Genomic DNA, 19,740 nt, shown 5'->3' with positions numbered 1-19,740 from the left:
CAATGTAGCAAGGAAATTGCAAAAGATTTAGGGGGGGATTTGACGGCTGTTGTTTTGATGGGTATTCGATGATACTTTGAGAGTAGCCTTTCGCCTCTGCAAACCCGACGAATTCACTCACCTCATGAACGTCGCGCTCATCGTGCTCGGGCACCTGTTCACCTTCGTGGCAGCCATCGCGGGCCTGCTGCTTGGGTTGAGCTTTACGACCGTCGAGCACCAGCGATTCCCTTTTTTGCGGAAGCTTGAAGGAAAACGGGTTTCTCTTCTTTTTACGACGGTGCTCTCGCTTGCCGTCGTTCTGGTCGTAAATATCACAAAAGATGTTCCACCCGCATTCGAGACGGCGCAAGGCCCAAAAGGAGAGGCTTTCCAGAAGGCGACGGCATCGGGTTTCGACAGGGAGCTGGAGGATGCAGCCGCAGAGCTGAAAGCAAAGGCGAAGCGCTTTTTCGATGCGGCTGAAGCGGATTTCAAGCCCGGCTCATATGAGGATGCGGCAAAGAGTTACCAGAAATCGATCGACCTGCTGCCAACGATGTCGGCCTACCTGAACGCCGGTATTTCATGGTATTACATTTCAAACTATCCGAAAGCCGAACAAGCATATCTTGCCGGGTTGCAACTGGCACGGAAAAAAGGTGATGAAGCGTTTGAAGGCAATTTTCTTGGCGGCATCGGTCTCGTTTACCAAGATCAAGGCAAGCTGGAAGCCGCGCTGCAATCGCATCAGGAGTCGCTGGAAATCGACAGGAAGATCGGCAACCCGTTGGGCGAGGCAAACGCTCTTGGCAATATCGGTATTGTGTACTGTCAACAAGGCAAGCTGGAAGCCGCGCTGCAATCGCATCAGCAGTCGCTTGAAATCGACAGGAAGATCGGCAACTCTTTGGGTGAGGCACAAACCCTCGGCAACATCGGTATTGTGTATCGTAATCAAGGGAAGCTGGAAGCCGCGCTGCAATCGTATCGGGAGTCGCTTGAAATCGACAGGAAGATCGGCAACCCGTTGGGCGAGGCAGCAGCCCTCTGCAACATCGGCGTTGTTTACGAGAAACAAGGCAAGCTGGATGATGCTTTGCGGTCTATGCAGCAGGCTCGTGAGATTTTTAAACGCATCGGTGCGCGGATTCAGCTCCAGATCGCTGAAAGAAATATCAAGCGCATCACCGAGCAACTCCAATCATCGCAAAAGCGCTAACCCATCCTCCCCGCCCTTCAAATCCCCCTCAACCCAATCCCGCATTTGTAATTCGTGCCGGGATGTGCGAAATTCTTCTGAGCTTTGTGACGGCCCTCCCATCCCCCTTCGGGAGCGCGGGTCGCTAACCTTTTATTTTGAGCAGCTTTGACAGATTTTCTCCGGGAACTCAACGACGTCCAGCGCCAGGCCGTCCTCGCTACCGAAGGCCCCGTGATGGTGCTTGCGGGCGCGGGTTCGGGCAAGACGCGAGTCATCACCTTCCGCATCGCGCACCTCATCCGCAACCAACGGGTTTCGCCGCAAAACATTCTCGCACTGACGTTTACCAACAAGGCGGCGGGCGAGATGCGCCACCGCATCGACGGCATCCTCGAACAGGGCAGCGCCTCCAGCCTCTGGATCGGCACGTTCCACTCGGTGTTCGCGCGGCTTTTGCGCAGCTACATCCATCTGATCGGCTACGACCGCAACTTCTCGATCTTCGATGCCGACGACAGCAAGAGCCTCGTCAAGCAGTGCATGAAGGAGCTGAACCTCTCGCCAGAAACGCTGCCGGTGAACCTGGTGCACTCCGCCATCAGCAAGTCGAAGAACAACTTCATCCTCCCGCCGGAGTTCCACCGCAAAGCCATCGACGACCAGTACCAGAAAATTGCGCTGGTCTATGAGCGCTACGTGCAGCGGCTGCGCGAGAACAACGCGCTCGACTTCGACGACCTGCTCATCAAGCCCATCGAACTGTTCACCGAGCATCCGCCCGTCCTCGAACAATTGCAGGAGTACTTCCGCTACCTGCTCATCGACGAGTACCAGGACACCAACCGGGTGCAGTACCTCGTGGCGAAGATGATCGCCGCCAAACACCGCAATATTTTCGTCGTGGGCGACGACGCGCAGTCGATCTACTCGTGGCGCGGGGCGGACATCTCCAATATGCTCAACTTCAACGACGATTACGGCGACGCGCAGCTCTTCAAGCTGGTCGATAACTACCGCAGCACCAAGACGATTTTGCAGGCGGCCAACAACGTCATCAGCCGCAACCAGCGCCAGATCAAAAAGGAGCTGGTGGCCAACGCCGGCACGGGCGAGCCGATCACGCTCATCGAGGCGTACAACGAGCGGCGCGAGGCCGAAAAGGTGGGCGACAGCATCCGCTCGATTCGCCTCGCCAACGGGGCCGAGTACCGCGCCTTCGCGATCTTCTACCGCACCAACGCCCAGTCGCGGGTGATCGAGGACGTGATGCGCCAGAATCGCATTCCCTACAAAATTTTCGGCAGCGTCTCGTTCTACAAGCGCAAGGAGATCAAGGACGCCGTGGCCTACATGCGGCTCGTCCTGAACGACCGCGACAGCGAGTCGCTCCTGCGGGTCATCAACTTCCCGCCGCGCAAAATCGGCGACGTGAGCATCAACAAGTTGAAGGAGTTCGCCGAGGAGCAGAATATTTCGCTCTACGACGCGGTGAAGCGTGCGGGCGAAGGTGGATTCCAGGCGCGGCTCGCCCGTGCGCTTGCGCAGTTCGCGAGCCTCATCGAGGCGATGCGCCAGCAGGCCGAAGCGAGCACGGCCTACGACGTGCTCTCGATGCTCTACGACACGACCGGCCTGCTCTCGCTGCTCAAGGAGGAGAATACGCCGGAGTCGCTCGCCCGGCACGAGAACCTGCAAGAGCTGCTCTCCATGACGCGGGACTTCGCCGACCACAACCCTTCGTCGGCCTCGCTCGGCGACTTCCTCTCGACCATCTCGCTCGCCTCGGACTACGACGAAACGCAGGAGTCGGACAATTACGTCTCGCTCATGACGGTACATGCCGCCAAAGGGCTGGAGTTTCCGGTAGTGTTCGTCACCGGCATGGAGGAGAAGCTCTTTCCGCTCAACAGCTACGAGCCGAGCGAGGTGGAGGAGGAGCGGCGGCTCTTTTACGTGGCGATCACCCGCGCCCGCGAAAAGCTCTTCCTCTCGTGGGCGCAGAGCCGCTACATGTACGGCCAGCCGCAGATGTGTTTGCGCTCGACCTTCATCAACGAAATCGACCCCGACATCATCGTCACCGAAGGGGGCCGCAAGCTCTCCGAAAGCCCGCAGAAAGTTGCCGCAACAGCCATGGCCGGACGTCCGGTCTTCGGCTCATCGCTCAGGCCGCAGCCAGGCCGCCCGTCAGCCAACGTGCCGACCGTCAAGCCCGCCGGAGCGGCGCGCCCCACCGGAGCGGCCAAAAGCGCGTACCGCGTCGGCACGAAAGTGCAACACGCCATCTTCGGCCCCGGCGTGGTGCTCGAAGTGCAAGGCGCTGGCGCGAAGCAGAAGGTGAAGATCAACTTCCGCAACGCCGGAGAAAAAACGCTGATGGTGCAGTACGCCAATCTGAAAGTGGTGGGGTGAAGACAGCAGCTAACGCGCCGAAGCTTCGGCGCTGTTCATTTCTTGTCCACCGCGTCCACTCAGGCTATGTTCGGCCTGCTGCTGAATTGAAGCGCACGAGCTTTGCCCAGTCTATCGCTCCGTGTTCGCTGCAATACTCATTGCCAAACTCCAGTGTAAACCGGTTGAGCATCTGCGCGTAGGACTCTTGGAACGCTTCATTTTTTTCACGCGCATTGTGGCCGAGTGGCTCGATGATTTCCGTGTAGAGTTCGGTATCCCCTGAGATGAACGCCCAGAAATCCTGCCCGCAATATTTGAAATAGTCGCCTTTGTCCGGATTTCTGTCTCGCCCGTAACAGCAGCCATTCACTGCGATTACCTGTATTCCGGAATTGCTGGTGCGTAGCGTTTTTTTCGCAGATCGGAAATTGTCGGTCATTTTTTTAATCTGGCCGCTGTTGCCCCAGTTCGGGCCGGATTTGATACTCACGATGTAGCGGCAGCCATCCCGGTCGAATTCGAGATCGATGCCAGGAATGCCCGATTTCCAGCCGCCGAAAACTTTTTCATTGATGAAGATGGCCAAGCCTTCGAGCCAGTCTCCGAAAACGGTCTCTTCGTTCGAGGAGATGTGAGCATCGACCAGTCCCCGCACAATCTGTTCGGCAGTTTGCATGTACTTGGCCTTGAACAGGTACGGGTTTTTCCGTTTCAGCACCGTCGAGAGGCGCAAGCTGTCGAGGCTGGCGATTCTTTTCTGGTGAAAAACGCCAATGTTGTTTTCAACGTAAGTCGATACGTCGCTGAGGTTCAGTTGGGGCATAACTGTCCTTTTTTTCAAGCAGATAGAGTTCTACCGGCCTGAGTTCCTGTTCAACCATCTCGCAATACTCCGGCATGATTTCGATGCCGATGGAGTGGCGTTTCATCCGCTGGGCGACGGCGTTGGTGGTTCCTGAACCCATGAAGGGGTCGAGCACTGTGTCGCCCTCTTTGGTGAAGAGTTTGATGAACCACTCCGGCAATCCCTCCGGGAAGGCTGCGCTGTGGTTTTTGTTGTTGCACTCGGTGGCCAGGTGCAGCACGTTGGCGGGGTAAGCCATGTCGCGCCGGAGCCAGTTGGAGATGTTCTTTCCGAAACCACTGCCGACTTTCGATTCGTCGCGGGTCTTGTCCGTTTCGCTGAGATTCTTGAGGCGCGTTTTCGACCAGTCGCCCATCGGCACCATCACCGCCTCCTGGTACATCGAGAAGTGCCGCTCCTTGTTGAACTGGATGAGCCGCTCCCACGAATCCCGGAAGCGGTTGGGCCATTTGCCGGGGTAGCAGTTTTTCTTGTGCCAGATGAACTCCTCGGTCCAGAGCCACCCCTGCTGACGCCGCATTTCGAGGATCAACTCCATCACGTAGGTGCTGCGCTCGCCGTTGACCACCTTCTCCTTGATGTTGAGCACAAAGGTTCCGCTGGGCTTGAGCACCCGTTTCAGCTCTGCGGCTATCGGCAGGAACCACTCGACGTACTGGTCGGGATGGATGCCGCCGTAGGTTTTTTTTCGCTGGTCGGCATAGGGCGGCGAGGTGAAGACCAGATCCACCGATTCATCTGGCAGCGTTTTCAGAACTTTCTTGCAGTCGCCGAGAAGAATGTCGGTCTTGATTTCCATCGAAAAAAAACGTGAAAAAGATTGCTTTCGGGCATCGCGGGCTTTCGGGCCGCGCCTTTGTAAACTAACACTTTTCCCCGCTTCTCTCGCACCGGCGACCGATCTTTGCTGCAACTGCGTTACGGCATTGCCGAGCTGTTCTATATTTCCGTAATAATTGTAATATTAAGACCTTGACATCCGCCTCCGGGGCTATGGCAGGCAACGGGATGTTCGGTGGAAGGTATTAAACAACGCAGTGCATGAAGATCCTTTTCGGCGTTCAGGGAACAGGGAACGGCCACATCAGCAGAAGCAGGGAGCTGGTCAGGAAGCTCAAGGAGGATGGGCACGAGGTCGAGGTGATTATCAGCGGCAGGAAGGAGGAGGAGCTGCGCGAGATCGAGGTGTTCGCGCCTTACACGGTGCTCAAGGGGTTCACCCTGGTGACGCGCCGGGGAAAAATGAATTATATCGAGACCATGTTCCAGCTCGATTTCGTCAGTCTCTGGGCTGATGTTCTTTCGCTCGATACCTCCTGTGTCGATCTGGTGATCACCGACTTCGAGCCGGTCACTTCAATGGCCGCGCGGCTCAAGGGAATCGTAAGCATTGGGTTCGGTCATCAGTACGCCTTTCCGTTTCACATTCCCATTGCGCGGGGCAGCCTGTTCGAGCGCTATACCCTGCTCAACTTCGCTCCGGCCCGTTACAACGCCGGGTTGCATTGGGATCACTTCAACCAGCCGATCTTTCCGCCGGTCATTCCCGAAACGCTCTATCGCGCCGCCCGGCCAGCGGAGGATCCGCGGAAGATTCTGGTTTATCTGCCTTTCGAGGAGGTTGAAGATATTTCGGCATTCCTGACGCCTTTCGACGCTTACCGCTTTTTCATTTACGGCAAGGTGACGGAGGATCGTGACGAGGGGCATCTGTCGTTTCGCGGTTACTCGCGGGAGGGGTTCCTGCGCGACCTTATGGAGTGCTCCGGCGTGGTCTGCAATGCGGGCTTCGAGCTGCCGGGCGAGGCGCTGCACCTCGGCAAGAAGATGCTGCTCAGGCCGCTCGACGGGCAGATCGAGCAGGAGTCCAACGCGCTGGCGATGGTGCAGCTTGGTCACGGCATGTCGATGCACACGCTCGATGGCGATGTGCTCAGGGAGTGGCTCGATATGCCGCCGGGTAAGCCGCTCAACTACTCCAGGACGGTCGATTACATCGCCGAGTGGATCGCTTCGGGCCGGTGGAGCGACCTGCGCGTTTTCACCGATGCCGCCTGGAAGGATCACTGTCGCGAGGAGTCGAAAGCATGAAGTTCAGGGAGCTGGTGACCCGGAGCCGCAGCATCCGGCGTTTCGACGAGGGCGTCGCGGTGAGCGACGGAACGCTCCGCGAGCTGGCGGAGTTGGCGTGTTACACGCCGTCGGCGGCCAACCGGCAGTCGTTGCGCTTTCTGCCGGTCACGGGCGGCGAGATGCTCGACAAGGTTTTCCCGTGCCTGAAGTGGGCCGGGTATCTGGCGGAGTGGCCGGGGCCGGAGCCGGGCGAGCGTCCGGTCGCCGGTCTCGTCGTGCTGTGCCGCAATGAGGATGCGGCGGACGCGGCTTGCGACAGCGGTATCGCGGCGCAGACCATTCTGCTTGGCGCGGCTGAAAAGGAGCTGGGCGGCTGCATCGTCGCCGCCATCGACCGCGAGCGGCTCGCGGGCGAGCTTGGCATTCCCGACGCCTGGACGGTGCTGCTGGTGCTCGCGCTCGGCAAGCCCGCCGAGACGGTGGTGATCGACCAGATCAAGCCGGGCGGCAGCGTCCGCTACTGGCGCGACAAGCACGGCATCCACCACGTGCCGAAGCGGCGGGTCGATGAATTGCTCGTAACGGCGGAGCAACTTGGTGAACGCAGGTAAGCGGAGCATGATAAAAGTCGAGGATATTCTGCGCGCCTACCGGCACGGCTTTTTTCCGATGGCCGACTCCCGCGAGGGGACGGTGAGCTGGTGCCAGCCCTACCAGCGAGCCGTGGTGCCGCTCGACCTTTTCCGCCCGTCGCGGAGTCTCCGCCACGCCATCGGCGAAGAGCGTTTCACCATCAAGATCGACTCGGCCTTCGAGCGGGTGATCCGCTCCTGCTCGCTGCCGCGCGCGACCGAACAGGAGACCTGGCTCTCCGAGGAGATCATCGAGGTGTTCCTCAAGCTGTATCGTCTCGGCCTGGCGCACAGCGTCGAGAGCTGGGAGAACGGTAAGCTTGCCGGAGGGCTGTACGGCATCGCGATGGGCGGGGCCTTTTTCGGCGAGTCGATGTTTTTTGTTCGTCCCAACGCCTCGAAAGTCGCGTTCGCCTGGCTGGCGGCCCATCTCCGGCGGAAGGGCTATCTCCTGCTCGACGCCCAGATCATGAACCCCCATCTCGAACGCCTCGGCGCGATTGAAATTCCCCACGACGACTACATGGCCCGTCTCGAACTGGCGCTTGGGAAAAAGATTTCATTTCTCTGAAAAACAAAGCGGAAAAGAGCTACTTTTTTCTTTTGCAGAAAACGGAGGGGTATTCGGGCCTGATTTTCTCTTCTCGACAACTTCCCGAAGCGCAGCCGCCACTCAACATTCGATCACGCGGTGTTTTACAACGCGCGCCAGGGCGAATCGGTGCTTTTGAACCGGATGGGACGTAAGGGTTTATTAACCAAAAACAAAGGCAGACCGCAATGAAACAGAGATTTGTTCCAGCTCTCGTTATCGTGCTTGCGATGAGTGTTTTTTTCAGTAGCGCATCGTTTGCTGCGGATTCATCACCAGCAGTTTCGAAAAAGGCGGTAACCAGTCCGGCATCCGCGAAGATGGTTGCCAAGGAGGTTGCAAAACCGGGTGGCTGGTCGAAGTTTGAAATGCTGTTATCCCCGGATCGGGCAGTATTCAAGGAGACCATGGCTGGTCTTGCCGGGGTGGGTTATGAACCTCTCGTTGTCAGAAAACAGGTGGTTGCAGGCATGAACTACGAATTTTTCTGCAATGCAAGAGTGGTCTATCCCGGCACGGACTGGTATCCGGCGATGGTGCTGATTTACAAACCGTTGAATGGCAATGCCGTCATAAGGAAGATCAGCAAGATCGGGGTGCATTGAGCGGTGAATCGAAAAATACGCTCCTTCCTGAAGCAAGACACAGGAGGCTGTCTCGTTGTGATCTTCGAGACAGCCTCTTTTTTTTGAAACGAACCTTTCTGTCTCGTCTTGCTATTGCTTATCTTTTTATAGAATAATGACTTGACGATCTTTTGAAAATGTTGCGCTAAAAGTGCTAACTTCACCTTTCGTTTTAATCGGGATCATTTTTCGGGTCGTATCAAAGGAGTGTGCCGCATGTCGTCGAGAGATTTATCTGAAAAACAGTCTCAGCCGAGGATTATCATCTATTCCGGCAAGGGGGGAACGGGCAAAACCACCATCTCCTCCTCCACGGCGGTCGCCCTCGCGCGGCAGGGCAAGCGTGTGCTCATCATGTCCTCCGACCCGGCCCACTCGCTCTCCGATGTGTTCGACGTGCAGATTGGTCGCAACGAGCCGCTGAAGATCGAGCAGAATCTCTATGGTCTCGAAGTCGATACGATTTACGAGCTGAAAAAGAACATGTCGGGCTTCCAGAAGTTCGTCTCCTCGTCGTACAAGAATCAGGGCATCGACAGCGGCATGGCCTCGGAGCTGACCACGCAGCCCGGTCTCGACGAAATCTTCGCGCTCTCGCGCCTGCTTGACGAGTCGCAGTCCGGACGCTGGGACGCCATTGTGCTCGACACCTCGCCGACCGGCAACACCCTGCGTCTGCTCGCCTACCCCGAAATCATCATCGGCGGCAACATGGGCAAGCAGTTCTTCAAGCTCTACAAGAGCATGTCGTCCCTGGCCCGTCCGCTCTCCGGCAACAACATTCCCGACGACGACTTCTTCAACGAGGTCAACGTGCTGCTCAAGCAGATGGAGGACATCAACGAGTTCATCCTCAGCCCGGAGGTCACCTTCCGGCTGGTGCTGAACCCGGAGAAGCTCTCGATTCTCGAAACCAAGCGCGCCTACACCTTCGTGCACCTCTACGGCATCAACATCGACGGCATTTTCATCAACAAGATTCTGCCGACCTCGCGCACCGTGGGCGAGTATTTCGAGTTCTGGGCCGACCTGCACAGTAAATACCTGATGGAGATCGACAACTCCTTCTACCCAACGCCGGTCTTCCGATGCCACCTCCAGCGCACCGAGCCGATTGGCGCCGACGCGCTCTACAGTATCAGCCAGATCGTTTTCGGCCAGGAGGCTCCCGACAAGACCTTTTATTCGGGCAAGAACTTCTGGATCGAGAGCAAGAAGAACCAGGCGACCTCCGATCTTCGCGAAGTGCTCTGCATCAGAATTCCGTTTCTCAAGGATGCCGAGGATGTTTCGGTTGAGCGCATGGGCACCGACATCATCGTCACCGTCGATCGCGCCCAGCGCAACATCACGTTGCCGAGGGCGCTCTACAGCCTCGACATGGATCGCTTTGTCAGGGAGGATAACCTGCTGCGGGTGATCTTCAAGGAGGTCAAGGTCGATAAGGAGGAGATGGAGCTGAACGTCAACAAGAACGTGCTCGACAAGCTGCGCTCGATGCGCCGCCTGAAAATCTGACGTTGACGCGGCGCCACTCGCGTTGCCGATGCCGGTGAAGCGAGTGGCGTGACCGAAGTCAGCGCGTCGCGTTTGCCGCACCGCATTTCCAGCAGGGTATAAAATTTACCGGTAACTGTTTAACAATTCACCGGAAACTTGTATCTTGACTGCTTTGAACGATCATCAAAGGGGTATCCGCTACCCTTATTTTCTGAATAGAATCAGATTGTATCATGCCCGAGAAAGCGCACTATGGTCTTTTGAAAGGGAAGAAAGGAATTGTTTTCGGCCCGCTCGATGAAAGCAGCATTGGCTGGCAGATCGCGCTTCATGCCTACCGGGAAGGTGCGGAAATCGCGCTTTCAAATGTTGCGACGGCCATTCGCTTCGGCAATCTCCAGGAGCTGTCCGAGCTTTGCGGTAACGCCCCGATTCTCGTCTGCGATGCGTCCCGGAACGAGGATGTCGAGAACACCTTCAGGGAACTCAAGGAGAAGATGGGTCCGGTTGACTTCATCGTGCACTCGATCGGCATGTCCCAGAATATCCGCAAGCAGGTTCCATACGAGGAGCTGAACTACGAGTGGTTCATGAGGACGCTCGATGTTTCGGGCATTTCGTTTCACAGGCTGGTGGCTTACGCGCTCAAGAACGAGGCCATCAACGACGGCGGCAGCATTCTCGCGCTTTCATACATCGCTTCGCAGCGCAACTACTGGACCTACTCCGACATGGGCGACGCCAAGTCGCTGCTTGAATCGATCGCCCGCAGCTTCGGCCCGAGGCTGGCGACGCGCGGCATCCGGATCAATACCATTTCGCAGAGTCCGACCTACACGAAAGCCGGCAGCGGCATTCCCGGTTTCGAGAAAATGTACGATTACGGCGAACTGATGTCTCCGCTCGGCAATGCGAGCGCCGAGGAGTGCGCCGAATACACCATGACGCTTCTGAGCGATCTGACGCGCAAGGTGACCATGCAGAACCTGTTTCATGACGGCGGCTACAGCTCCATGGGCGCGACTATCCCCATGATAAAGCTCGCTCATGAAGTGCTTCATGACAAGGAGCTTGCCGAGAGGGTTGGTCTCGACGAGCGTCATCCGTCCAGGTGATCTTTGAGGGAGCGCCGGTTTCCGCCGGTCTTCCGTTTTCCATCATTTCTTCCATACTCATTCAGTCAACCAGGCCTTGTTGACCAGGGCCTTAAGGCAGGCTACCCCCTTTCCGGGGCGAACTGCCCCGAATGGAAGCAGGCTTTTTTTCAGGCACGACGAGTGCATTTATAGAGCGAAGTTGTCAATCCCGGCTTCTTTTCCGGGAGCATACACGGCAGTTTTTGTACTGACAGGGGGTAGTGCGACTCCTGATCGGGGGTTCAGGTTTTTTTTACCGTAGCAGTCATTTAATAACCACATACCTTTAAAGCAACGATATGGCAAGCAAATCGACCATCATCTACACCAAGATCGACGAGGCGCCGGCACTGGCGACCTACTCGCTGCTTCCGATCATCCAGGCCTTTACCCGTGGAACCGGCGTCGAGGTCGAGACCAGGGACATCTCCCTGGCTGGCAGGATCATCGCCAACTTCCCGGAGAATCTGACCGAAGGCCAGAGGATTCCCGACTACCTCGCCCAGCTTGGCGAACTCGCGCTCACCCCGGAAGCCAACATCATCAAGTTGCCGAACATCAGCGCTTCGATTCCGCAGTTGAAAGCCGCCATCAAGGAGCTTCAGGGGCATGGCTACAACGTGCCGGACTATCCCGAAGCTCCGTCGAATGACGAAGAGAAAGCGATTCAGGCCCGCTACGCCAAGGTGCTTGGCAGCGCCGTCAACCCGGTGCTTCGCGAGGGCAACTCCGACCGTCGCGCTCCGCTCTCGGTCAAGGCCTATGCCCAGAAGCATCCGCACCGCATGGCTGCCTGGAGCGTTGACTCCAAAGCCCACGTTTCGCACATGAACGATGGTGACTTCTACGGCAGCGAGCAGTCCGTGACCGTGCCCGCAGCCACTACCGTCCGCATCGAATATGTCGATGGCGCCAACGAGGTGAGTGTGCTCAAAGAAAAAACCGCGCTGCTCGCTGGCGAGGTGATCGACACGTCGGTTATGAACGTGCGCAAGCTCCGCGAGTTCTTCGCCGCCCAGATCGAAGAGGCCAAATCGCAGGGCGTACTGCTGTCGCTGCACCTGAAGGCCACCATGATGAAGATCTCCGATCCGGTGATGTTCGGCCACGCCGTGTCGGTGTTCTACAAGGATGCGCTCGACAAACATGCCGCTCTGCTTGCCGAGCTTGGCGTGAACCTGAACAACGGCCTTGGCGACCTCTATGCCAAAATCCAGACCCTGCCCGAAGAGAAGCGCTCGGAGATCGAGGCCGACATCATGGCCGTCTATAAAACCCGTCCGGAGCTGGCGATGGTCGATTCCGACAAGGGCATCACCAACCTGCACGTACCGAACGACATTATCATCGACGCCTCCATGCCGGTCGTCGTGCGCGATGGCGGCAAGATGTGGGGGCCGGATGGCCAGCTTCACGACTGCAAGGCCGTGATTCCCGACCGTTGCTACGCTACCATGTACGGCGAAATCGTGGACGACTGCCGCAAGAACGGCGCATTCAATCCTTCGGCCATCGGCAGCGTGCCGAACGTCGGCCTCATGGCCCAGAAGGCTGAAGAGTACGGCTCGCACGACAAGACCTTCATGGCCCCCGGCGACGGCGTGATCCGCGTGGTCGATGCAAGCGGCGAGGTGCTCATGTCGCAGAAGGTCGAGACCGGCGATATTTTCCGCATGTGCCAGGCCAAGGACGCTCCGATCCGCGACTGGGTCGGCCTGGCCGTTCGCCGCGCCAGAGCTACCGGCGCGCCGGCCATCTTCTGGCTCGACAGCAACCGCGCTCACGACAGCCAGATCATCTCGAAGGTCGAAGAGTACCTCAAGCAGCTCGACACCACCGGCCTCGACATCAGGATCATGGCTCCGGTCGAAGCGATGCGCTTCACCCTTGGCCGCTTCCGCGCCGGAGAGGACACCATTTCGGTGACCGGCAACGTGCTTCGCGACTACCTGACCGACCTGTTCCCGATCATCGAGCTCGGCACCAGCGCCAAGATGCTCTCCATCGTTCCGCTGCTCAACGGTGGCGGCCTGTTCGAAACCGGCGCGGGCGGTTCGGCCCCCAAGCACGTGCAGCAGTTCCAGAAAGAGGGCTACCTCCGCTGGGATTCGCTCGGCGAGTTTTCGGCTCTGGCCGCTTCGCTGGAGCACCTTTCGCAGAGCTTTGGCAACCCGAAGGCGCAGGTGCTGGCCGACACGCTCGACCAGGCGATCGGCAAGTTCCTCGACAACCAGAAGTCGCCCGCCCGCAAAGTCGGCCAGATCGACAACCGCGGCAGCCACTTCTACCTCGCCCTCTACTGGGCCGAAGCGCTGACTGGTCAGGACGCCGACGCCGAGATGAAAGCCCGTTTCGCCGGTGTCGCCAGTGCGCTCGCCGAGAAAGAGGAGCTGATCAACGCCGAGCTGATCGCCGCGCAGGGTAGCCCGATCGACATGGGCGGCTACTACCAGCCCGACGACGAAAAGACCACTCGCGCCATGCGCCCCAGCGGCACGCTCAACGCGATCATCAACGCCATGTGATTTGTCGCCAGACAGCACATCGTAACACACGAAGCCCGGTTCATCGCCGGGCTTTTTTTATTTCCGGGAGTTATCGTCCGGTGTTGCCCACGCATAGATGAACCCGCCGTCGGCCAGCTTTTCGACCACCTCGACGATGTCGCTTTTCGAGACGACAAAGCAGCCGTTGCTTCTGCCGATCATCGGGCCATAGCCGGTCACGATGTTCAGCAGGATGAAGGGAATCGAGACGTACCCGGCCTTGTGCAGCACGATGTCGCGCTTGGCGGCGTTGCCGTTGCGGAGCGAATCGAGGCCGTCGAGCCGGAGCGCGAGGCCGTGATCGCCGGAGTATCGCTTGCCGACGCGGAACAGCCCGAGGCTGCTCATGTTCGACTCCGGGACGTCGGAGAATCGCCGGGCGAAAAGCTCGCCGGAGTTTTTGCCGTGGGCGACCCGATAGAACGATTGGCGACCGGTTTTCAGGTCGATGATCGCCATGCGCTTTACGTACGAAGGTTGGCTGTAGTCGATGACCGCAAGCGCCCGGGGTGGTGCGCTTGCGTGGTTCCGGCGAAGGTATTCCCGCATGGCGGCAAACGCCTCTTTTGTCGCCTCAACTGAAACATACCCGGAATCGAGCAAGAGAGCGATCATTCCGAGGTTCAGCAGGAGAAACAGAAGCAGAGGCAGTACGCCTGCCGTGCGGGCCGCTCTCTTATCAGGATTCACGAATGTGGATATGGAGTTGATGGATCTCCCGGTGTGGAGTGCCGTTCAAAATAGCCCGCCTCGTCGATTCGACAAAACGCCGTTCCGCTCAGGGCTCTTTGATGAATGTACCGTTCTGGAACTCCTCGAAGGCGATGCGCAACTCTTCGCGGGTGTTCATGACGATCGGGCCATACCATGCGACTGGTTCGTTGAGCGGTTTGCCCGAGATGAACAGAAACCGGACCGGATCGGTTTCCGTGCTTACCGTCACGCTGTCTCCATCGCTGAACAGAATGAGGGTTTCATTATCTTGATATCGTTCAGGCTCCATGTCGAAATAGTTGACCCCTTCCGTATCATGGGAGAACGGTTCGTCGGCATGGCAGAAGATTCCCTTGCCCCCGATGACGTAGGCGAGCGCCGTGCGCCCCCGCGTGACCGGATGGGTGAAGGAGGTCGATGGCGGAACGGTGATATCGAGATATTCCGGGTCGATCGCGATGTCGTCAACCGGGCCGACCGTCTCTCCGATCCTGCCGCTGAAGACCGAGATCGAGACGCCACTGTCGAGCTTCAGCTTCGGCACCTGTGAATCGGTAATGTCGCGATACCGCGGCTTGGTCATCTTCTGTGATGCGGGCAGGTTCGCCCAGAGCTGGAATCCGCCCATTCTTTTGTGCCGGTCGCCCTCCGGCATCTCCTGATGGATGATGCCGCTGCCAGCGGTCATCCACTGCAATCCGCCCGGCCGGATCACGCCCCGGTTGCCCAGGCTGTCGCCGTGCTCCACCTGGCCTTCGAGCATGTAGGTGATGGTTTCGATACCGCGATGCGGGTGCCAGGGGAACCCCTTGCGATAGTCCTCAGGGTCTTCTGAACGGAAATCGTCAAGCAGCAGGAACGGGTCGAACAGCGGAACCTGGCTGAAGCCGAAGGCTCGTTTGAGCCGCACCCCGGCGCCTTCGATGACCGGCTTGCTTCTGAACACCTTGCTGATGGTTCTCTGAATAGTCATGGTATTCGCTCCTGTTCTGGATTTGCGAAGCTGCGCGGAGAGATAAGGAACGATCAGCCGTGGCCATTAAGTTCATATCCGGCAACCCCGGCGAGCATCTTCGGGGTAGCGATGAATTTTCGACGGATGATCGAAATAGGACTGTTCAAAATGGCGGTTAATGTGTAATTTCACGCCAACAAATGAATGAAAACAACAGATTTACCAAGGGAACCCGTATGTCAGCAAAAACCGCCAATATTCTCTTCATCGGCGACGTCGTCGGAAACTCCGGCCTGCAAATCGTCAGCCGGATGCTCAAGGGATTCATCTCGAAATATGAGGTCGATTTCGTTATCTGCAACGGCGAGAACGCCCACAACGGCAAGGGGATGAGTCTCGAAGCGCTGAACCAGATGCTCGAAGCGGGGGTCGATGTGGTGACGGGCGGCAATCACACCTGGAACAACTTCAATTTCTTCGAGACGCTCAAAACGCACGAGCGCGTGCTTCGGCCCCAGAACTACCCGAAGGGCACCTACGGCAAGGGTCACGGCGTCTATAAACTGCCGCGCGGCCTCGGCAACATCACCGTCCTTAACCTGCAAGGGCGCACCTTCATGTACCCGATCGACTGCCCGTTCCGCACGGCGGACTGGGTCATCAAGCAGACCAAAGAGCAGTCGTCGCTGGTTGTGGTCGATTTCCATGCCGAAGCGACTGCCGAAAAGCTCGCGCTGGCGTGGTACCTCGATGGCCGGGTGTCGGCAGTGATCGGTACGCACACCCACGTACAGACCGCCGACGAACGCATCTTCCCGAAAGGCACGGCCTACCTGACCGATGTCGGCATGACCGGCCCGCACCTGTCGGTGATCGGAATGCAGGTCAAATCAGCCGTTGACCGGATGCTCTACCAGACCCCGCATAAATACGAATGCGCCACCGACGACGTGCATCTCTCAGCCGTCCTGCTCACGCTGGATGTGGAGACCGGCAAGGCCGTGGGGATCGAGAGGATTTTCTATCCGGAGTTCGAGACCTCAGCGCGGGGGTGAGCGCTTTTGCCTGAGTGCTCCGGCTCGCGAAAGAATACCCCTTGCCCCGAAATTGTATATCAATCATCTATATTTTTATACAAAAACAAACACCCCCGCAGCTTTTTTTCTGCGGGGGTGTTGAGGAATTGCTCCAGGCAACTTCTTTTTCGGGCGGTTTTTTCTTGCCGTTATGCTACGGTATCGGCCACTCTGCGCACACGTCGCAGATAGCCTGTCATCAGCAACGAACCAACGCCAATAAGCGCCAGAGACTGGGGTTCGGGAACCGCACCGGTACTGCCAGCTTCGCTGACAGAGCCGGTGAATGAATAGTCATTGATGCTTAATTTACCGCCAGGATTACCGGCGTTATAGCCATAAATACGAAACTCCACAGGATCGGTCAGGTTCTGAAACTCTGAGCTGTTGAGCGCTATGGAATAATCTGTCGCGGTTGTGCTTGTGGGTATAACTGAACCGACGGATTGAAATGTGTTTCCCCCGACACTGTATTCGATCACGAGGGATTTTGGGCCATTTTTGTCTATCTCGGCATTGAAGTCAAAGCTGGCGAGGTCAATCTCGTAACCAGTGTTCGCATCAAAGGTGAAGGAGATATAATCGCTGCTATCAATTGACGTTGCTGAAGTCCAGTGATGGGCGCTGTAAATTCCCGAGGCATTATCTATTTTCAAGCCACTCCCAAAAGTGACATTTGATGCCGAAATATTTTGGTCATTGGTAATATCAGTTGCGCTGAGTACGACCAATGCAGCATCTGCTTTTGTCGCTCCCAAAGCGGCTAACAGGCAGCCGATGAGTAATGCTTTGACTTTCAAAATGATTTCCTCTCCCCGGAAGTTTTGTGATTATTTTTTGCGTAGTTAATATATATAATTATACTTTAATTTAGTGTTACTCGCATATAATAATTATTTATTTTTTGAATTCAAATAGCTGTTTGTACATCATATCCTGTTTATAAGCAGCTATTTAATACGTATTATTTATCGCTCCTATAAAGAAGGCTGGTCTCTGGCAACGGGTAAAATGAACCGTAAGCATCTGTCGCAGATCATGACCATCGAGATGATCGAGACCGGCACTTAGCTGCTGCCCTGTAGAACTATGCGCAGGCTGGGTTTTTTCGGTTGTTTTGTCCGGATTTACCGGGGCTGGAGACGTTTCTTTTCAGACTCTTTTGGCGGGCGGGGCAGCCGTGGATCATCCAGCCTGATGCAGTGGTATGTGCATCCAGGCCGATTTTTTCGTCGCTCGATATATATTGTTTTTATATGTACTGACGCTTGGCGGTATATGGATGGGGGATTAACGGACGGGTACTATCAGCGGGGGTAAAGGAGGACTCGACAATTGGTATGTCCAGGTTTGCCGGCGTGAACCTGCAACAAAAAAGCGGGCACTTCAAGAAGCCGAAGCTTGCGGTTGTAACCCGGTTTTCAGCGTTTTGAACACAGCCCCGGTTACGGCATTGTCAGTTAGCAATTGCCTTTGCCCGCTCACGCTCTGGATTATTGGCGATTTCTCTGATGCTTTTGTCGCCGTTCAGACTCAGCTCGATAGCATCGATCTTGAACTGTCTGCTCTGCTGACGGCGTGATGGTTGTTGCGCTATACTCGTTTTCTCCTTTTTCGATAAGGTATGGCTTCTCGACCTGTCCATGAAAAGATAGCAAGTTCAGATTGGCGGTTTTTCGTTATCTGTTTCTCTCACACAAACCGCGCCAGCAGAAAAACTCCAACCATAACAAAAGCAACGGCTATTCGGGCGGCGATGCCGATCGCCATGCCGATCCAGACTCCGAAGCCGGCGGTGCTGGCGGATTGGAGGTCTTTCTGGGCGTAGAGTTCGCCGAGGACGGCTCCGATGAAGGGGCCGATGATGATGCCGGGCAGGCCAAAAACGAGACCGACGACGGTGCCGATTGCTGCGCCGATGATGCCGTATTTGCCTGCGCCAAAACGCTTTGCGCCGAGGAGTCCGGCGAGGAAATCGATGATGTATGCCGCCACGGTGAGTACGCCGAGAATGGTGAGCGTTCCCCAGCCGATGTAGGCGAAGCCTTCCGCCCAGGCGGCGAAGACGAGGCCCGCGAAGATCAGCAACACTCCCGGCAGGGCGGGCAAGAGGAGGCCTGCGAAGCCGGTGATGAGCAGGAGGGCGGAGACGATCCAGAGGAGGGTGGTGGTTTCCATAATTGTATTATTCACTTCGGCCATTAAAATTCTTAAATAATTGCCCCGGACTTTAGTCCGGGGTTTATGGATAAAGCAAAATAAATAGGGGCTTTAGCCCAATCTCTTTTTTTAGAGAAGATTGCGATTTTTTGTTGCCGGATTAATAACAAGGACTTCAGGGACATAAAGGACTGCAAGGTCAACAGGGATAAAAACGGTATTCATGGTTTGTTCGTTTTTCCCAACACTGCTTTTGCATTTCGCTTGAGCCGGCGGAGGCCGAGGCGGAGGGCGGGGGTTTCGGCAAAGAGTTTGCGGAATTGTGAATTGGTGAGTTCGAGGGCTTTTTCGGCGGACAGGGTGGCGAGTTCCTCTTTTTGCTCGAAGCCGGGGAAAGCTGTCACTTTATTGGCGTTGTGCGGGCAGGCGTCGAGGCAGTGGTCGCAGCCGTAGAGCCAGCCTTCCGGCATCGCGGCTTCTTCGTCCGTGAACTCCCGTTTCAGCTCTATCGTCAAATATGAAATGCAGCGCCGGGCGTCGAGTTTGCCGGGGGCGGCGAGCGCTCCGGTGGGGCAGGCATCGAGGCAGGCGGTGCAGTCGCCGCAGGGGTTCCAGTCGAGCGGCTGGTCGGGGTCGAGTTCGAGGTCGAGCAGCAGTTCGCCGAGGAAGATGCGTGAGCCGTGGCCGGGCACGATGACGAGCGAATTCTTGCCGGTGCACCCGATTCCGGCGGCTTCGGCCCAGCCCGTTTCGAGCACGGGCAAGCTGTCCACGCAGACTCGTCCGTTGACTGGATGGTCGCAGATCAAGCGGATGAAATCGAGCAGCTCGTTGAGCAATTCGCCAACGATGCGGTGGTAGTCAGGAATGACGGCGTAACCGGAGATCGCGCCGGGCTTTGCGGGCGCTGGCCACGGCAGGGCGACGGAGAGGACGCTCTTGACGCCCGCCAAAAGCAGCTCCGGGTTGGCGCGCACTTCGAGGCCGGTTTCGAGGTAGCCCATCTCGCCGTGCCGCCCCTCGTCGATCATCGCGCGGTACTCCTCTATTGCCCCGGCAAGCGGCCCGGCGGCGGCGAATCCGGCGGCGCAGAAGCCGAGATCGAGGGCTTTCTGCCGGATCGCTTCTTTTATGGTTGGTCGCGTTTCAGACATCTCGAATCAGTATCGGTTGCGATAACTTTCTTTTCTTCTTAAATCTCTATGGGATATATTCCCCGAAGCTCTGCTTCGTTAAAGATAAAAGTGTAATAATTGAGCACATATATTCATAAAAGTCATAATGTATC

Annotated in this window: 17 protein-coding genes; 10 read left to right on the top strand and 7 right to left on the bottom strand. The window is 57.0% G+C overall.

The window, feature by feature from the left end:
* Positions 1-124: 124 nt before the first annotated feature.
* Both EST62_RS01760 and EST62_RS01755 read left to right on the top strand, forming a co-directional pair.
* On the top strand, positions 125-1,201 hold the full coding sequence (locus EST62_RS01760) for a tetratricopeptide repeat protein (RefSeq protein ID WP_129050390.1): 1,077 nt from the start codon (positions 125-127) through the stop codon (positions 1,199-1,201).
* 147 nt (positions 1,202-1,348) lie between these two features.
* Positions 1,349-3,595: an ATP-dependent helicase gene (locus tag EST62_RS01755; RefSeq protein ID WP_129050389.1), complete on the top strand. Its 2,247-nt coding sequence runs from the start codon at positions 1,349-1,351 to the stop codon at positions 3,593-3,595.
* Positions 3,596-3,659: 64 nt separating this feature from the next.
* Here EST62_RS01755 and EST62_RS01750 read toward each other — a convergent pair whose 3' ends face one another.
* Together EST62_RS01750 and EST62_RS01745 are read right to left on the bottom strand one after the other, a co-directional pair.
* Positions 3,660-4,400, bottom strand: a complete 741-nt coding sequence (locus tag EST62_RS01750; protein WP_129050388.1) for a PmeII family type II restriction endonuclease — start codon at positions 4,398-4,400, stop codon at positions 3,660-3,662.
* Positions 4,360-5,241, bottom strand: coding sequence for a site-specific DNA-methyltransferase (locus EST62_RS01745; protein ID WP_129050387.1), 882 nt, complete (start codon positions 5,239-5,241; stop codon positions 4,360-4,362). The genes EST62_RS01750 and EST62_RS01745 overlap by 41 nt, the downstream gene beginning before the upstream one ends.
* A 242-nt stretch (positions 5,242-5,483) precedes the next feature.
* On the opposite strand from EST62_RS01745, the gene EST62_RS01740 reads away from it, so the two are divergent.
* The 7 genes from EST62_RS01740 to EST62_RS01710 all read left to right on the top strand — a co-directional run bounded on the left by EST62_RS01740 (position 5,484) and on the right by EST62_RS01710 (position 13,526).
* Positions 5,484-6,533 (top strand): glycosyltransferase family protein, encoded by a 1,050-nt coding sequence (locus EST62_RS01740; protein ID WP_129050386.1) that lies wholly within the window; start codon positions 5,484-5,486, stop codon positions 6,531-6,533.
* Entirely contained in the window at positions 6,530-7,126 is a 597-nt protein-coding gene (locus EST62_RS01735) for a nitroreductase family protein (RefSeq protein ID WP_167599114.1), read from the top strand. The genes EST62_RS01740 and EST62_RS01735 overlap by 4 nt, the downstream gene beginning before the upstream one ends.
* 7 nt (positions 7,127-7,133) lie before the next feature.
* Complete coding sequence (aat, locus tag EST62_RS01730) at positions 7,134-7,718, top strand: leucyl/phenylalanyl-tRNA--protein transferase (protein WP_129050385.1); 585 nt, start codon at positions 7,134-7,136, stop codon at positions 7,716-7,718.
* Between the two features lie 209 nt (positions 7,719-7,927).
* The gene (locus EST62_RS01725; RefSeq protein ID WP_245153393.1) at positions 7,928-8,344 is read left to right on the top strand and encodes a hypothetical protein; all 417 of its coding nucleotides are present in this window, start codon (positions 7,928-7,930) and stop codon (positions 8,342-8,344) included.
* A 237-nt stretch (positions 8,345-8,581) separates the two neighbouring features.
* Positions 8,582-9,883: an ArsA family ATPase gene (locus EST62_RS01720; protein ID WP_129050384.1), complete on the top strand. Its 1,302-nt coding sequence runs from the start codon at positions 8,582-8,584 to the stop codon at positions 9,881-9,883.
* A 215-nt stretch (positions 9,884-10,098) separates the two neighbouring features.
* Complete coding sequence (locus EST62_RS01715) at positions 10,099-10,980, top strand: enoyl-ACP reductase (RefSeq protein ID WP_129050383.1); 882 nt, start codon at positions 10,099-10,101, stop codon at positions 10,978-10,980.
* 320 nt (positions 10,981-11,300) lie between these two features.
* A complete protein-coding gene (locus tag EST62_RS01710; protein ID WP_129050382.1) occupies positions 11,301-13,526 on the top strand; it encodes an NADP-dependent isocitrate dehydrogenase in 2,226 nt (741 codons plus the stop codon).
* A gap of 57 nt (positions 13,527-13,583) precedes the next feature.
* Here the strand turns inward: EST62_RS01710 and EST62_RS01705 are convergent, their stop codons facing one another.
* A complete protein-coding gene (locus tag EST62_RS01705) occupies positions 13,584-14,237 on the bottom strand; it encodes a murein L,D-transpeptidase catalytic domain family protein (RefSeq protein ID WP_371414667.1) in 654 nt (217 codons plus the stop codon).
* A gap of 88 nt (positions 14,238-14,325) precedes the next feature.
* Entirely contained in the window at positions 14,326-15,234 is a 909-nt protein-coding gene (locus tag EST62_RS01700) for a pirin family protein (RefSeq protein ID WP_129050381.1), read from the bottom strand.
* A 218-nt stretch (positions 15,235-15,452) separates the two neighbouring features.
* Here EST62_RS01700 and EST62_RS01695 point away from each other — a divergent pair, with 218 nt between their 5' ends.
* The gene (locus EST62_RS01695) at positions 15,453-16,271 is read left to right on the top strand and encodes a TIGR00282 family metallophosphoesterase (RefSeq protein ID WP_129050380.1); all 819 of its coding nucleotides are present in this window, start codon (positions 15,453-15,455) and stop codon (positions 16,269-16,271) included.
* Positions 16,272-16,441: 170 nt separating this feature from the next.
* Here EST62_RS01695 and EST62_RS01690 read toward each other — a convergent pair whose 3' ends face one another.
* From EST62_RS01690 to queG, 3 genes are all read right to left on the bottom strand, one after another.
* Positions 16,442-17,092, bottom strand: a complete 651-nt coding sequence (locus EST62_RS01690; protein ID WP_167599113.1) for a PEP-CTERM sorting domain-containing protein — start codon at positions 17,090-17,092, stop codon at positions 16,442-16,444.
* A gap of 892 nt (positions 17,093-17,984) precedes the next feature.
* Entirely contained in the window at positions 17,985-18,470 is a 486-nt protein-coding gene (locus tag EST62_RS01685; protein WP_167599112.1) for a DUF456 domain-containing protein, read from the bottom strand.
* 203 nt (positions 18,471-18,673) lie between these two features.
* Entirely contained in the window at positions 18,674-19,606 is a 933-nt protein-coding gene (queG, locus tag EST62_RS01680) for a tRNA epoxyqueuosine(34) reductase QueG (RefSeq protein ID WP_129050377.1), read from the bottom strand.
* Between the last annotated feature and the right edge of the window lie 134 nt (positions 19,607-19,740).

The sequence above is a fragment of the Chlorobaculum sp. 24CR genome (assembly GCF_004118635.1).
Lineage (GTDB): Bacteria > Bacteroidota > Chlorobiia > Chlorobiales > Chlorobiaceae > Chlorobaculum.
The sequence above is the reverse complement of the archived record's forward strand: the minus strand, read 5'-3'. Positions and strand labels throughout refer to the sequence as shown.